Annotated in this window: 12 protein-coding genes; 3 read left to right on the forward strand and 9 right to left on the reverse strand. The window is 41.6% G+C overall.

The genetic code is table 11. From position 1 onward, the window contains the following. Window positions 1-50: 50 nt before the first annotated feature. Window positions 51-554, reverse strand: a complete 504-nt coding sequence (locus CW740_RS07525; RefSeq protein ID WP_106646936.1) for a GNAT family N-acetyltransferase — start codon at window positions 552-554, stop codon at window positions 51-53. Window positions 555-616: 62 nt separating this feature from the next. Between CW740_RS07525 and CW740_RS07530 the strand changes: the two genes are divergently transcribed. After that, window positions 617-1,369 carry an SDR family NAD(P)-dependent oxidoreductase gene (locus CW740_RS07530; protein ID WP_106646937.1) on the forward strand — a complete coding sequence of 251 codons (753 nt, stop codon included), beginning with the start codon at window positions 617-619 and terminating at the stop codon, window positions 1,367-1,369. Window positions 1,370-1,381: 12 nt separating this feature from the next. Here the strand turns inward: CW740_RS07530 and CW740_RS07535 are convergent, their stop codons facing one another. After that, window positions 1,382-2,305, reverse strand: coding sequence for a hypothetical protein (locus tag CW740_RS07535; RefSeq protein ID WP_106646938.1), 924 nt, complete (start codon window positions 2,303-2,305; stop codon window positions 1,382-1,384). 192 nt (window positions 2,306-2,497) lie between these two features. Between CW740_RS07535 and CW740_RS07540 the strand changes: the two genes are divergently transcribed. After that, window positions 2,498-3,034 (forward strand): hypothetical protein, encoded by a 537-nt coding sequence (locus tag CW740_RS07540; RefSeq protein WP_106646939.1) that lies wholly within the window; start codon window positions 2,498-2,500, stop codon window positions 3,032-3,034. Between the two features lie 144 nt (window positions 3,035-3,178). Here CW740_RS07540 and CW740_RS07545 read toward each other — a convergent pair whose 3' ends face one another. The 6 genes from CW740_RS07545 to CW740_RS07570 all read right to left on the reverse strand — a co-directional run bounded on the left by CW740_RS07545 (window position 3,179) and on the right by CW740_RS07570 (window position 11,362). Further along, window positions 3,179-4,930 carry a hypothetical protein gene (locus CW740_RS07545; protein WP_227523811.1) on the reverse strand — a complete coding sequence of 584 codons (1,752 nt, stop codon included), beginning with the start codon at window positions 4,928-4,930 and terminating at the stop codon, window positions 3,179-3,181. A gap of 440 nt (window positions 4,931-5,370) precedes the next feature. After that, complete coding sequence (locus tag CW740_RS07550) at window positions 5,371-7,866, reverse strand: Ig-like domain-containing protein (protein ID WP_106646940.1); 2,496 nt, start codon at window positions 7,864-7,866, stop codon at window positions 5,371-5,373. Between the two features lie 170 nt (window positions 7,867-8,036). Continuing rightward, window positions 8,037-9,482, reverse strand: a complete 1,446-nt coding sequence (locus tag CW740_RS07555; protein WP_106646941.1) for a bifunctional 2-methylcitrate dehydratase/aconitate hydratase — start codon at window positions 9,480-9,482, stop codon at window positions 8,037-8,039. A gap of 97 nt (window positions 9,483-9,579) precedes the next feature. Continuing rightward, window positions 9,580-10,209, reverse strand: a complete 630-nt coding sequence (locus CW740_RS07560; protein WP_106646942.1) for a flavin reductase family protein — start codon at window positions 10,207-10,209, stop codon at window positions 9,580-9,582. 83 nt (window positions 10,210-10,292) lie between these two features. Further along, window positions 10,293-10,988: a CPBP family intramembrane glutamic endopeptidase gene (locus CW740_RS07565; protein ID WP_106646943.1), complete on the reverse strand. Its 696-nt coding sequence runs from the start codon at window positions 10,986-10,988 to the stop codon at window positions 10,293-10,295. 5 nt (window positions 10,989-10,993) lie between these two features. Further along, on the reverse strand, window positions 10,994-11,362 hold the full coding sequence (locus CW740_RS07570) for a hypothetical protein (RefSeq protein WP_106646944.1): 369 nt from the start codon (window positions 11,360-11,362) through the stop codon (window positions 10,994-10,996). Between the two features lie 245 nt (window positions 11,363-11,607). On the opposite strand from CW740_RS07570, the gene CW740_RS07575 reads away from it, so the two are divergent. Next, a complete protein-coding gene (locus CW740_RS07575; protein ID WP_106646945.1) occupies window positions 11,608-12,891 on the forward strand; it encodes an NAD(P)/FAD-dependent oxidoreductase in 1,284 nt (427 codons plus the stop codon). Window positions 12,892-12,930: 39 nt separating this feature from the next. Here the strand turns inward: CW740_RS07575 and CW740_RS07580 are convergent, their stop codons facing one another. Beyond that, window positions 12,931-13,923 (reverse strand): hypothetical protein, encoded by a 993-nt coding sequence (locus CW740_RS07580; protein WP_106646946.1) that lies wholly within the window; start codon window positions 13,921-13,923, stop codon window positions 12,931-12,933. Window positions 13,924-13,938 lie beyond the last annotated feature (15 nt).

Below are 13,938 nucleotides of genomic sequence, written 5' to 3' on the forward strand. Positions count from 1 at the left end.
TTTAAGCAGCTCTCATCTTACTTGAAAATAAAGTCCGCTTCTAACAATAATTAGGAGTCATTTAAAAAAAGTTCCATCACATAATCATCCATGACAAAGCCTCCCCCAATGTCCATAACAACCTCATCAGTCTTCTTAAAGCCCATTCGCTCATAAGCAGTAATACTTCCGGTATTATGTTTATTTACCGTCAGCTGTATTCGCTTAAGGCCCTTTAGTTTTGTCTGCTCTTTGATGAAATCCATAGCCTGCTGACCAATGCCCTGCCCTCTTAATTGCGACAAGACATAAATTTTACTAAGGAACAGCGCCTCTCCTTTTGTGTAAAACGAAAGATATCCCACCAACAGCTCATCAAGCCATAAAGTATAATAGCTAACTCCCTCTGAAATCTGCTGCGACATTGCCGAGGCTGACTGGAGTTTATGCAGCATGTACTCGACCTGCTCGGGGCCGATGATTGGTGTGTAATGCTCACGCCAGATAATATCGGCTAAATTGGCAATTGCAGTTAGGTCTTCTTCTTTTGCCTTGTTAATAGAAATCGGTTGCATAGAGGCTTTGTTCCTATTGTTATCTTCACTTGTCGTTCACAGCTCACAGTAATAATAACACTATGAGTATAGCAATCATATTCGGCGCTAATGGTGGTATTGGACAGGAGTTTGTTAAACAAGCTCTTGAGCGCCATGCTGTAGTTTATGCCTGTTCAAGACCATCAGAGCAATCAGATGCTAAAACATTGCCCCACATCAAGGCTATGGATAATGGCCTACAGCTAGTTGATATTGATGTGCTCAATGAGGACCATCTCAAGAATTTAGCCGATAAGATAAGCAACCAATATGGACATGTCGATCTAATCGTCAACGCAACAGGTATTTTGCACGACCCTAATGGGCTACAGCCCGAAAAAAAAATAGAAGACTTTAACCTGGACAACTTTAATAAAGTCTTTCAAATCAATACAGCCTCCACAGCATTAATTGCCAAGTATTTTATTTCACTGCTCAAGAAGTCTGAATCAATGCCAGCAGTATTTGCCAGCCTTTCAGCGCGCGTAGGAAGTATTGGGGATAATCAACTAGGAGGCTGGTACAGTTATCGCGCCAGCAAAGCAGCGCTTAATCAGATTGTGAAAACACTTTCAATCGAAGTGGCACGCCGCAACAAAAACACTGCTGTTATTGCACTTCATCCAGGCACAACAGATACAAAACTATCAAAACCATTTCAGCAAAATGTAAAGCCAGAGAAGCTCTTCTCAGCTTATTACTCTGTCAGCAAAATGTTTCAGATAATTGATAATCTATTTCTAGAAGATAATGGTAAGTTTTTTGCATGGGATGGCTCCACTATAGAATGGTGAAGCCAATTGGAATCAAGACTTAGACTGTGCTAGTTTCATTTTTGTCTTGATAGTATTAACGATTAACTCATCGACACGATTCTCCGAAGGTGCATTTAAATAAAAGTACTCTCCCCCAAGAGTCTCTATATAAATATGGCTATAGCTTTCTTCAGTACCCTTTTGTTCGATACCGACAAATGCAATGTTGTCATAGGGTGTTGAAGCAACAAAAAGTTCACCGTCAGACATCTCATAACTGATAACTTTGTCCGAAGTAACGACACTTCCTAAAGTCCACAAAGAGTAAATACCACCGGAGAAAAAGATCTCAACTCTTTCAGAAGGGTCGATGATATTTTTCTGAAGTAACTCATCTTTATAATCAGCGCTTAACTGACTCGCTCGAGTAATTACTTTGGGCCCCCAATCAAGTCCGGCATATAAAAATCCATAGATTGCAGTGGCACAAAATACGACATAAAGCGGAGTAGCTACCCACCAGGTTAACTTACCAGTAGGCTTATAATCAGGCTCATGCTGTTTTCTTATGCTATGGTATTTATACGTTGAAAAAGTCGCCTGACCTAAAAAAAGCGTCATCAATATAACAATCAATACTCCATTAATTGTTCCAGACGTATAAAAAATCAAAATCTTAGACGCCACATAATAAAGAAAGATAAGCGTAATGCTGGCACGACTTTTCCTATACACACCAACCGCAAAAATGGCAATAACTACCGCATCAATAAACAATCCTGAGGTTAAAACGGCATTGATGCCTTGGGGAATATTCTGGGCGATGGCAAGTACGAGGCTCAGTAGCCCCATAGCAACAACCACCCAAAAACCGCGCCTCATTTTAATCCGGCATTCCTCAAACTCCGGCCCATAATCAATTTGAGAGTTATTCCCATCTAACTTATTCGTTTTATTAGTAAAATCAAATTCCACAATTAACTCCTAAACTATAATTATTATCTTTTGATGCACAAAAATATAAGGGTTATATAAAAACTGAACAGCCATTTTAAGGGATTAGCCTCAAGCATCAATATAAATATTAAGGTTCATACCCGCTATTTACGTATTTTTCACATACCTGCTGTTAGCTTAACCTTAAATTCGTGTTACAGGAGTTTAATTATGAGTCGTTTACTATATGAGTCAGACAAACTCAAACATATTCAAGCCACATATCAGGATTTAAAGGCACACGGTATATCAGATAGCGATCTCCATGTTATCGCTAAGAAGCAAGGCAAAGTCCTGCGCCGAGGTTTAAACACCGCAAACTTCTGGTACAAAACCAACGTTCTTAATGGCAGTTTCAAAGGTTTCATTGTCGGTACGATTATCGGCCTTTTAGTCGCCACTACCCTCTATAACATGCAAGCTCTAGACGGCCTGTACAGCACCTTTGGCTTCGTAGCTACAACTATCTTACTCAGTGGATTTGGCACCTGGTTAGGTGGTCTATTGGGACTGGAAAGTAAGAACTACAAACTGCGTAAATATTACAACTTGGTTGATGAAGGTAAATATTTGTTGCTGATAGATATAAAAGAGAATGATTTAAAAGCGATTGTACGGTCAATTCATCAGAATCACCCACAATTGACATTATTGAGTGATGAAATCGATACGGTCATTCCTTTCGACTTCATGCAGACCACTCACTAAACAGAATGAAAGATTACGCTAACGGATTAGTCATAACCTTTTGAGGAAAGGTTCTTACCCTAGATATAAGATATCCCTCCTAACCCAACTATCTTATATCACTTTTTAGCTCCCTCACCGGGAGCTTTTTTTTAAGATTAATATTTACTCGTGAGCTTTTAACACGGCATCTTTCCCAGGGCCTCGTTCTTTTATATCCGCTGGAATCAGTGTTACCCCGCTGCCTTCACAGGACATTATCCAGTCTCCACCGCCACCGACATAACTTGTGTGTTTATTACTCCCTGAAATATTTTGTGGTCCATCCGATGAAGGCCCTTCAACGGTCGCTTCATAGGTGAATTTTTGCAGGTCTAATTTTAGTTTGCCGTCCTCAATATCCCAGCGCCCTGAATGAATATAGGTATAATAGTTTACTTCTGTTTTATCCCCATAGATTCTGTGGGGATCTTCGATGATAAACTCCCCGCCTCCTTTAAAGGTAACGATTGGCCCTTCGTTTGCATATGTTACGTCGCCTTCGCCACCCAACTCAAAAATTTGCTCAGCAGCCCCTCTGAAACGGAATCTATCCTTAGTGTCTGACGAGCTGATCATGCGCTTGGCTTTTTCCAGCTCTTCCAATTCCTCAGGAGGTACGAATGCACGAGCCATTTCTATCGCTTCCAGAGCCCCTTCGAAGGTGTCTTGAGCCTCAGAGTCCGCAGTAGCAACCTCTTGCCAACGACCAATGTGGCATGCACAATTTGAAGTGTCACTGCTTTCCAGTTTGAGCTGAACGTTTAAATCATTTCCTGAAGGCATAATAGCCGCCAGCAGCAAATTTCCGCTACTAGGTTCTATTTCCACTGTCTCTGTAATTGGTGTCCACGAACTTGGGCGACCAATATCATCTGCATCAATCGCTCTGTAAGCCAATTGCGCACCTTGCGGATCAATCGTTAGTAATGATGCGGAGTCTTCAGGAAATTTTAATTCCCGTAATTGTACAGACAAAGGTGGCCCTTCAATTGCCGCTTTGCAAGAATGCGCTAAGTCGAGCAGTTCGACCTTTGCATTGAAGGGTAAATCACGCCCATCGGGCATAGTGATCTTATGATCAGCTTGAGAAATCGCCCAATCAAGCCACTGTTCGGGCGGTAAGATTTGTGCAGCCCGGTGCGGAGCATCAAGATATTCTGGGCCACCCATACCGAGTGATATGCCCCAATCAGTTCCAAACGTTTGCTCACCCCAGAAGAAAATAGTTTGAGCATCATAGTCATGCTGAGTCAATGAGCAATCCGGCTGTCGGTCAAAGAACTGTTCAATCTTATGATCGCGCTCGGTAAAGCCCTCGACAACCTTATGCGCGCCCCAATCAGCAGAACCTTCAATCCACCATAACCGTTCCATTTCAGCAATATTATAAGAACCATGTTGCATGGTATGCATCCACTCATGCGAAAGTATGAAGCGCTTCTTCTCCTCACCCTCAATCACATGCGAGCGAATAAAAATTATGCATAAACCTCTTAGCAATTCTTCATCCAGATCATCACCCAAATAGTTTGCCAGGTCATGAATTTGATCTCTTGCTGTACAGTGAGTAAATGCAGGGTTTTCAATAATGTTGATTTCACTTTCTATTATGAGAACCGGTCTCTCAGGTGGAGTTGGGGTATAAAGTAATTCCTCTTCATCACCCTCCCTTTCTCGTCTTTCTGCTGCATCTCGTTCCGCAGCAGTCGGAAAGAATCTTTGTAATTCTTCAATACCAGGTTTAAGTGTTCTTAGGCGTTCAAGCCAACGGTCACTTATACCCACATCCTCTGACTTACGCATTCTATAAACATTTTGCCCGCCTATTGCAAAACTAGCTTCCGGAAAACTTCCCATAGATGCAATCTCATTCATAAGCATCTCCCAAGCTCCGCTGGGAGTACTGCCACGGGGTTCCGTCCGACAAACAGCATTGGCCGTTGATACTATTAAGATAGTACCTAACAAAACTAGCATCATCTTTGCAAAGCGCCGCTTCGAACTATGCTTTAGGGGATGAATTAAAGTTGGTAATTGCATATTCACATCCATCTAACTTATAAATTCCTATTATTGGTGGCTTGAGTATATTGGTTTTCTAATTAGAATTCTGTGTAATCGGTTAGCTGTTCCCACTGTCCCAAACAGACCACCCAGCCAGAAACACTTACCGCCAGAACCAGAACTCTAGCTCGGGACAGCGACAAAAAACTTACCACTAAGGAGTAAATCTAGATTATCCCTTTAATTTAGAAACATTTTTCGAACATAAAAAAAGCCACATCGAAATGTGGCTTAGTTTTTATCAATTTGAATTACTTAAATTGTCTTCTGAAAGTAAACCCAAGAAGAAGCAACGCAAGCAACCAAAGATCACTTGAACCACCACCGCCACCTGATGATGCTTGGTTTACAGTAATAGTAACTGTTGCGGTTGACGACTCTCCACTTGAGTCAGTAACCGTATACTGGAAGCTATCCTGACCGGTAAAACCTTCTACTGGAGTATAGGTAAAACCTGTACCCGATACACTCAAGGTACCATTAGATGGGTTCGTATTTTCGTAAGACAGTTCATCGCCATCAACATCAGAAGCACTGAAAGAACCTGAAACAGAACTATTAACAGAGGTTGTTAATGAAACATTGGCCGCTGTCGGAGCATCATTTACAGCATTTACAGTAATAGACACTGTACCCTCTGAACTACTACCATAGTTATCCTCTGCTTTGAAAGTAAAGGAATCCGATCCATTGTAGTTCGCATCAGGCTGATAAGTGAACTGCCCTTCAGGAGTAATGGTTACAGAACCATTAGCAGGTTGTCCAATTATTGAGAAGCTAATATCGTCGCCCTCTGGATCACTTGCTTCAACATTCTCCACCAACGAGTTATCTTCATTAACAGCAAATTGATAATCAGAAGTTGTAGGTGCTTTATTGAATTTATAAAGTTTTAACTCACTGGCAAAGCGAACAGAACCGACAGCATGAACTCCATCTGTCACAATGTTCGAAAACTCAGGTGCATTTTCAATTTTAGAAACTATTGTTACATTATCTGGATCTGCGATATTTACAGTTAGCAATCCCTCTGTTGAACTTAATAGAATAGTATCAGCATCAAGCCTTGTAGCAGCTGTCACTAAGCCAAGATCATTTAAGCTGTTGGAATAGTAAGAAGGATTTTCAACATCCGAAATATCGATCAAGAATACCCCCCAATTACTTGCAGAAAGTAGTTTGTCACCCGTTACGAATAAACTAGCTTCCGCAACTTCTGACAACTCAGGAACATCAATAACAGCAGGACTTGCTAAATTAGAAAAATCTGCCACCAACAGTTCCGATTCAAGGCTAGAGGCAAGCAAATAGTCGCTGTAAGGAACAATGTCAGTTATATATTGGTAACTATTCGTTTCAGCATGAACTGGGAAAGTTACTGAGGCAATAAGTGATGGGATATTAGCAGAGACGTCATACATAGCTACCATCCCACGATCTGTTCCTAAGTAGAGAGTATTATCGATAACCTTAACAATTGTAATCGCGTCAGATGTAGCTGGTTCTTGAAGATCTATCAGAGCAGAAGGATTCAGAGTTGTAAAATCATGTGTTTGTAGCTCATCGTAAACAGCAATCCAAGCAGTATTACCCTTAATCTCTCCTGAGTTAGTAATTGTTGTATAGGGCTGTCTAGCCTGCGGGCTAAAATTACTTTGCTCAGAAATATCGATGACATGGAATAATCCTGTTTCATCAGTAGCTAAGACCCGCCCATTATCCATGCTTAGGTCTTTTGGTAATATAGAAACAATAAAGTGATCAAGCTTACCGTTAGGTTGCATATCTGCTGAAACCAATCCATCAATGCCATATGCGAAAAAAAGATTGGTTCCATTGTCATTAATTTGATAGGTATTTCCTGTTGAGTATCTAAACTCATCTAACAGTACTGGATCTTGAGGTGTCGATATATCAAACTCAAATATCCAAGCATTATTTTTCCCCGCGTACAAACTGTCACCAACAACATGTAATGCTGATAAGAGATCAATAGTATTAAAGAAACTTCCAGAATTAATAGTTCTGGTCAGGCTTGGATTTGAAATATCGCTTATGTCGTAAACTCTTAAGCCCTCGGTTGCAGCTACATATAGCGTGGTATCTATAATAAGAGCATCTTTGAAAAGAGTAGCTACGGCCAGAATTTCAGAAGCTAGAACTATATTTTCTTCATTCGAAATATCAAAGATTTTAACTTTATCGATGTCAGTGACTGTATAAAGGTAATTACCTGACTTTTTCAATTCCCAGGTACTAATCGAATTGAAGTTTTGAGTATTAATTTCCTGGATATTTGATAAATCAGAAGCATCAAAAATAGCTATATCACTATTACCACCACCGATATACAAACGATCACCAGACAGTTCCACACTATTTACTGCATAGCCAGTTGAATCGTATGAGCCAACTAATTCAGGACCTAAATTGTTCGTTAAATCATAAAAATGAATTTCAAATGGACATTTTGCTACAAGGGTAGAGCCATCTAAGTCCAAATCATCTACGGTACAACCGACATCTACTTCACCTGATAAAGTTATATTTGAAGCATCTGAAACATCAAATACTTTAATCGTGTCGCTTGCATCATTTACATATGAAGCACTTCCATAAGACTCGACACCGTAATACGGCCCATGACCATAAACTTCACCAGTATCAACTAAAACAGCGTCTTGAGAAATTGCGTATTGAGGTAATAATGCTAATGCGCTAGCAAGAAAGGGAATGACCTTTTTCATTGTTATATCCTATTTAGTATAAAATCCAATAGACCATTTTCTGGTCAAAAAACCGCCTAAGACTTTACTTTTGCATTAAAAGTAATGCAAGCCCTTTTGTAAAAAAACGTAAATTTTTCTGACAGATTATTGCTTGTTTGACTTTAACGCTATCAAAATCAATAGCTTAATTAAATCACAAGCAAGTTCATAAACTCATTCACGGGTGTTTCTAGGAATGCCTCTTCATCAAGGCACAGATCGATAATTTCCTGACCATGCCTTTTAGGGAATCGTGTGTACACATTCTTTTTAAATTTATCGACCAGAACTGGAATCCCTTCATCCCTACGGAAGCGGTGACCCAATGGATATTCAACTTCAACTTTATCGGTTGAGCTACCATCCTTGAAGAAAATCTGTATGGCGTTGGCAATGCTTCGCTTTTCCGGATCGTGATAATCTTTTGAATAGTGTTCGTCTTCCTCAACAGTCATCTTATCGCGCAAAGCGTCGATGCGTTCATCATTGGCGACATCATCTTCATAATAATCTGCCACCAGGTCTCCAAACAATAAGCCACAAGCTACCATGTATTGCAGACAATGATCTCTATCGGCCGGATTATGTAATGGACCTTCTTTGGAAATAATACGAATAGCAGATTCGTGAGTGGTCAGCTCAATTTTTTCTATATTGTCCAGTCGACTTTTTATCTGGTCGTGTAACTGAATGGCCGCCTCTACCGCGGTTTGAGCATGAAACTCCGCGGGATAGGAAATTTTGAATAAGATGTTTTCCATCACATAAGAGCCGTAATCGCGTTGGAACTGGAATGCATTCCCACCAAATGACACATCATAAAAGCCCCAGCCCTTTGCGGTTAATGCTCCGGGGTAGCCCATTTCACCGGTCATGGTAATCATGGCCAGTCGAACTGCCCGAGAGGTCGCATCGCCTGCAGCCCATGACTTTCTTGAGCCTGTGTTCGGTGAGTGCCGGTAGGTTCTCAGCGCCTGCCCATCAACAAAAGCCTGCGAAACGGCATCAATAATATCCTCCTTTTCGCCACCAAGCATATGGGTAACCACTGCGGTGGAGGCTATTTTCACAAGGATAACGTGGTCAAGGCCAACTCGATTAAAACTATTTTCTAATGCCAATACACCTTGTACTTCATGTGCTTTAACCATGGCTTCGAGGACATCCTTCATAGTCATAGGCGAATAGCCTTCGGCAATTGCCTGTCGACTTAAAAAGTCTGCGACTGACAATATGGCGCCAAGGTTATCGGACGGGTGCCCCCACTCCGCTGCCAGCCAGGTATCATTAAAATCTAACCAGCGCACCATACAGCCAATATCAAATGCAGCTTTGATAGGATCGAGCTCAAATTGAGTACCGGGTACACGCGAACCAAAGGGAACCGTTGTTCCTGGTACGATTGGCCCCAGGTGCTTGGTGCATTCTGGATAGCGCATCGCGAGAAAGCCACAGCCCAAAGTATCCATCAGGCAGTAACGCGCAGTTTCCATCGCTTCATCGCTACTCACCACATAGTCAGCAACATATTTGGCAATATCAACCAGAACTTTATCCGGCTCCTGACGTACATTGGATTCTACATTGGCACTCATTAGCTTTCCTTAGTTTTACGATAATAGGTTTTATACTAACGCTGACAAGCGCTTATGTCATGTGCTTGGAGTACAACTTAAGAATTAAGAAGCTGTATTAAAACTCTGGCACCTCTTCCAATCTTACATAAGGATATTCTGCTTCTTTACTCAAACAGTAGTATTGGTTCAGACCAGCTACCCCTGTAGTATCACAAGCCTGTAAATCAATATAACCAAGCTCGTTTACTGCATAATCTGGAACAACCATAAGCTGGATTTCGCCAATAACCAAAGTGGTTCCATTCAATTCAATTGGAATTGATTGAACATGCTTTAGACCAAATTTGATATACGAATCTTTTACAAATGGTGCTGGAAACCCTTTTAGATACTCTTCATCGATTGCACATCGATCAAACTCTGAGATGTCCGCAGGGAATTTAGCAGAAGTATAATGAGCCTGGCGGGTTAAAGTCAGAGGAACATGGTTAATGGTGTAATAACCCGTCGCCTTGATATTATCAAAGGTATTTCGGGCTACCTCGCTGTCGGGGCGAACTATCATTCCAATCAGTGCTGGATCACTGCCAAGGTGAACCACTGAGCTAAAAATGGCCAAGTTCGTTAAACCATCTGGCGACTGCGAGCCAATGAGATTGGCTGGCTTAATACCAGTAATACTATTAATCAGGTTTAGACGAAACTTCCGATCTAAGTGGTTGATCTGCTCTTTATCAATAAACATACTGCTGACTCTAGTGAAATTAGCCTTGCAGTATTGTGCATCAGGGAAGTCGAGGAAATGTGAATATTCATAGGCTCAATGTATCAACTACTCTTTCTACCCTTAAGGTATATTGTCTTCAACGCTATCAAAACTAGTACAGGTAAGCATAAAGGAAGGAGCAGGTTAATCATTAAAGCACTATAACCTGACAACAGTTTTATCCCTTCTTCAGGAACTGAATACAGAAGTTGACTACCAATAGAGCCATTTGAAAACACCGTTAGAGTAACAAGATTCCAACCCAGATGTAAGGCTATAGGGAGAATAATTGAGCGGGTTTTATAAAAAGCATACGCTAGCATCAGTCCAAAAGTTGCAGTCATGATAAATACGAATATCATGCTCATCCAATGGCCAAACACCTCATATGAAAACCAGTGATATATACCAAAACTGATAGAAGATAGCGCGACTCCAGTTCTAGGACCGAGCCATTGGATTAACTTATAAAGCAAATAGCCTCTAAAGATGAGCTCTTCATAAATCACCGAGTTAAATACCCAGCGGAAGCTGTTAGCAAACTCATTTAAGCCAAAATTAGAATTAATCTTCCATGAAAAATCAGCAACTTCGGCAGCGAGTGTGAATTGAGCAACCGCAAATGATGCTGCAATACATAATCCAGCGAAGAATTCCTGTGTTCTTTTTAAGGGCTGGTTAAAACCAATTGCAGATAACGAGCGCCCTTCAAATCGTAAAAGTAACCAGGTAATGGTCAGTAATATTATTCCAATCATAATAATTATTTTTGATAGATTGAGTTTTCTTTTTGCTTAAACCAAATTAAGCCATAACCAGCACAAAACCCAACAATAAGACCAATCCCTAAAAATAGCCATTCACCAAGAACTCCACCGCTTATTAAACCCAGCAAGCCTGCAATAACCATTTGTAAGACAATGGATTTTACTTTTGTTAAAGCTAGGAATTCCATAATAGTAGTAGCGATAAGCGCTTGAATACCGACAAACATGTAAGCAAAACCTATAATTTCTAACAATGCACGGATAGGAAGAAAAGGGTCATCGCCTGAGTCAATGAGGGTTATAGTTCCATCATCTGTAAAATCAGCATAAATAAAAAATAGGATCGCTCCAAGGATTGGCGGCAAGTTAATTCCCAGGAGATATCGGTATAGTCGAAAGCGGTTCATCTGAGTTAAAAGCCAAATTCAATTAGTGCAGACAGAGTAACCTGTACATGGATTAAGGTCTAGCTCTGATGAAAGGTTGATAAAGTCTTAATCGTTATAGCTAATCAAGGCTCATCCTACCTGCACATATAGACATCCAGTTTGGTTGACTATTACCCTCCATACATTATGATTTGGCGCAACATTTCGATATCTCAGTCACTATGGCCAACTATCCTAATAGCTATTACGCGGCAACCTTAAATTCAAAGTTTGAAACCAACCCACTCCCTCAGAATCTTGAGGTTGAGACCTGTATCATTGGCGGTGGTTATGCAGGCCTAATGACGGCTCTGAGTTTAATTGAGCGTGGTCACACTAATGTTGCCGTTATCGAGAAACATAAGGTTGGCTATGGCTGCTCTGGGCGTAATGGCGGATTTGTATTTGGTGGTTATTCGCTTGGCCCTAGAAAACTGATTAAGCAGGTTGGCGAAGCAAAAGCCAAAGAGCTTTACGATTTAACCATAATGGGCGTCAACCTAATCCGTGAGCGTGTAAAAAAATACAGCATCGACTGCGACCTGGTGGATGAAGGTGTGCTGTGGGCTAACTGGTTCAAGGATCAGTCGGTGCTAATTGATGAGCAGGCTTTCATGAGAGACAAGATGGGCACAGAGTGGCAATACATTGAGCCTGAAGCACTGCGCGAACAGCTGAAGACTGACCGCTATCATGGCGCTTTGTTTGAACCGAACGCCATGCACTTTCATCCCCTGAATTACGCGCGAGGCATCGCAAAGCAGATTCAAAGTCAGGGTGGACAAATTTACGAAGATTGTGCCGTTACTGACATCGACTATCAGAGCGCCACTAAAGTCGTAAAAACCGTCAATGGCAATATTAAAGCGGAAAACGTGGTGTTGTCCGGCGGTGGCTATATTGGTGACTTATGCAAACCAGTGGCTCGTTCAATTCTTCCAATTGCAACTTATGTCATGACCACCGAACCGCTTGGCGATGAGCTGCAGAACTACATCAATACCCAGGCCGCTGTCTACGATACCCGCTTTGCCTTCGATTATTACCGTCCGTTAAAAGACACTCGAATTCTATGGGGTGGTCGTATTAACGCCAATACCAACAAGCCTAAAGACCTGGACCATATCCTACGTCGCGATCTGGCCAAAGTTTTCCCTGAATTGAAAGATGTTAAAGTTGATTATAACTGGCAAGGCTGGATGGGCTATGCCCGTCATCAGATGGCGCAAATTGGCGAAGTCGCTCCTAACGTCTGGTATGGTATTGGTTTTGGTGGTCATGGTGTCGCGCCCACAACCACAGCTGGTGAAATCCTGGCTGCAGCAATCACTAAGCAAAATGAAACTTATAAAAGCTTTCAGCCTTGGGGATTACCCTGGAATGGAGGACCTTTCGGCCCAATGGCTGCACAGATTAGTTACTGGTGGTATGAACTGAAAGATTGGATGAAGGAAAAAACTGAGTAAGGTTGTTGCCTTACTCAGTTGATTTATCAAGATTAGTTCTTACTCGACTGTGAATGTTTTTTGTGTATTCGCAGCGTTTATTTCTGAAATCCAGACATATTTACCGGGCGTCAAATCCACAGTAACGTAGCCATGATTCGTCGCTCTCATATGTTCCAGCCCGCCTAAAAACTCAACTGGAGCTGGCGCTCTTAATCCACCAACGTTAGTCCAGTCCATCCAAAAAGCCAGCTTGTCCATATCCGTTGAATCATCGATTCTAGCAAGATTTAAATCATAGGGCATAAAGCCTTGTGGATCTTCTTGCATGATGACTCGAAAAGTATGCTTACCAGCAGGAACAGTTTCTGGAGCTGCGACCCCAACATTTGAGACGGTTACTTCGTAATTTGCTGATGGCTCATTAGCCTCATTCATTTCGTCAGTCACATTTACCTGTTGTAACATTCCCATTAGCGTATGCCATTGACCATCTGGAGCTTTTACATAACACTCAAGAAGATATGTGCCGGCTTGGTCAATGTAAAAACTCGATTGTGTGGTATTGCCTGGAGCCAATAGCCCAGCACCACCAACCCAGGTCATCTGCAATCCCCACTCTGGAACATTTTCCGCGAAGAAAGGACCAATATCGGCCTTAGTCAGCTCACCACTACGCAACCCCTTCATTAAAGGGTCAAACACTGGTGCCACTTCGGCTAACTGGTCATCAATGGTTTTGCCATCAACAAGTCGATACATAGCCACAAAATGAACCTGCTTTCCCACATTAGAAAAGCGGAAAGTTGTCCAACCTTTTTTAATTTCAGATGGGGCCTCGATTCTAAAGTCTGTGGTTGTTACGTCGATTACACCAGGATGAACCTTCTCAACATCTGCTTGCTTTCTTGAGATGGCTTTGTCGATAACTTCGGCTTTTGCCTCAGTTTCTAACTTCTGCTCATCAGGCTTTGTATCCTGCTCGCAACCAGCTAAAGCCAACGTGAGGCTGACTAGTATCAGTGTTAAGAACAAAGATTTTGAAAATGACATACTTACTCCCTCATG

Origin of the sequence: Kangiella profundi, assembly GCF_002838765.1 — a bacterium.
GTDB classification, from domain to species: Bacteria; Pseudomonadota; Gammaproteobacteria; order Enterobacterales; family Kangiellaceae; genus Kangiella; species Kangiella profundi.

Bases quoted from the DNA above. Each gene is read 5' to 3' on its own strand.
- CW740_RS07565 (WP_106646943.1), bottom strand. From the start codon at position 10,988: ATGATTGGAATAATATTACTGACCATTACCTGGTTACTTTTACGATTT.
- CW740_RS07560 (WP_106646942.1), bottom strand. From the start codon at position 10,209: ATGTTTATTGATAAAGAGCAGATCAACCACTTAGATCGGAAGTTTCGT.
- CW740_RS07530 (WP_106646937.1), top strand. From the start codon at position 617: ATGAGTATAGCAATCATATTCGGCGCTAATGGTGGTATTGGACAGGAG.
- CW740_RS07550 (WP_106646940.1), bottom strand. From the start codon at position 7,866: ATGAAAAAGGTCATTCCCTTTCTTGCTAGCGCATTAGCATTATTACCT.
- CW740_RS07525 (WP_106646936.1), bottom strand. From the start codon at position 554: ATGCAACCGATTTCTATTAACAAGGCAAAAGAAGAAGACCTAACTGCA.
- CW740_RS07555 (WP_106646941.1), bottom strand. From the start codon at position 9,482: ATGAGTGCCAATGTAGAATCCAATGTACGTCAGGAGCCGGATAAAGTT.
- CW740_RS07545 (WP_227523811.1), bottom strand. From the start codon at position 4,930: ATGAATGAGATTGCATCTATGGGAAGTTTTCCGGAAGCTAGTTTTGCA.
- CW740_RS07575 (WP_106646945.1), top strand. From the start codon at position 11,608: ATGGCCAACTATCCTAATAGCTATTACGCGGCAACCTTAAATTCAAAG.
- CW740_RS07580 (WP_106646946.1), bottom strand. From the start codon at position 13,923: ATGTCATTTTCAAAATCTTTGTTCTTAACACTGATACTAGTCAGCCTC.
- CW740_RS07540 (WP_106646939.1), top strand. From the start codon at position 2,498: ATGAGTCGTTTACTATATGAGTCAGACAAACTCAAACATATTCAAGCC.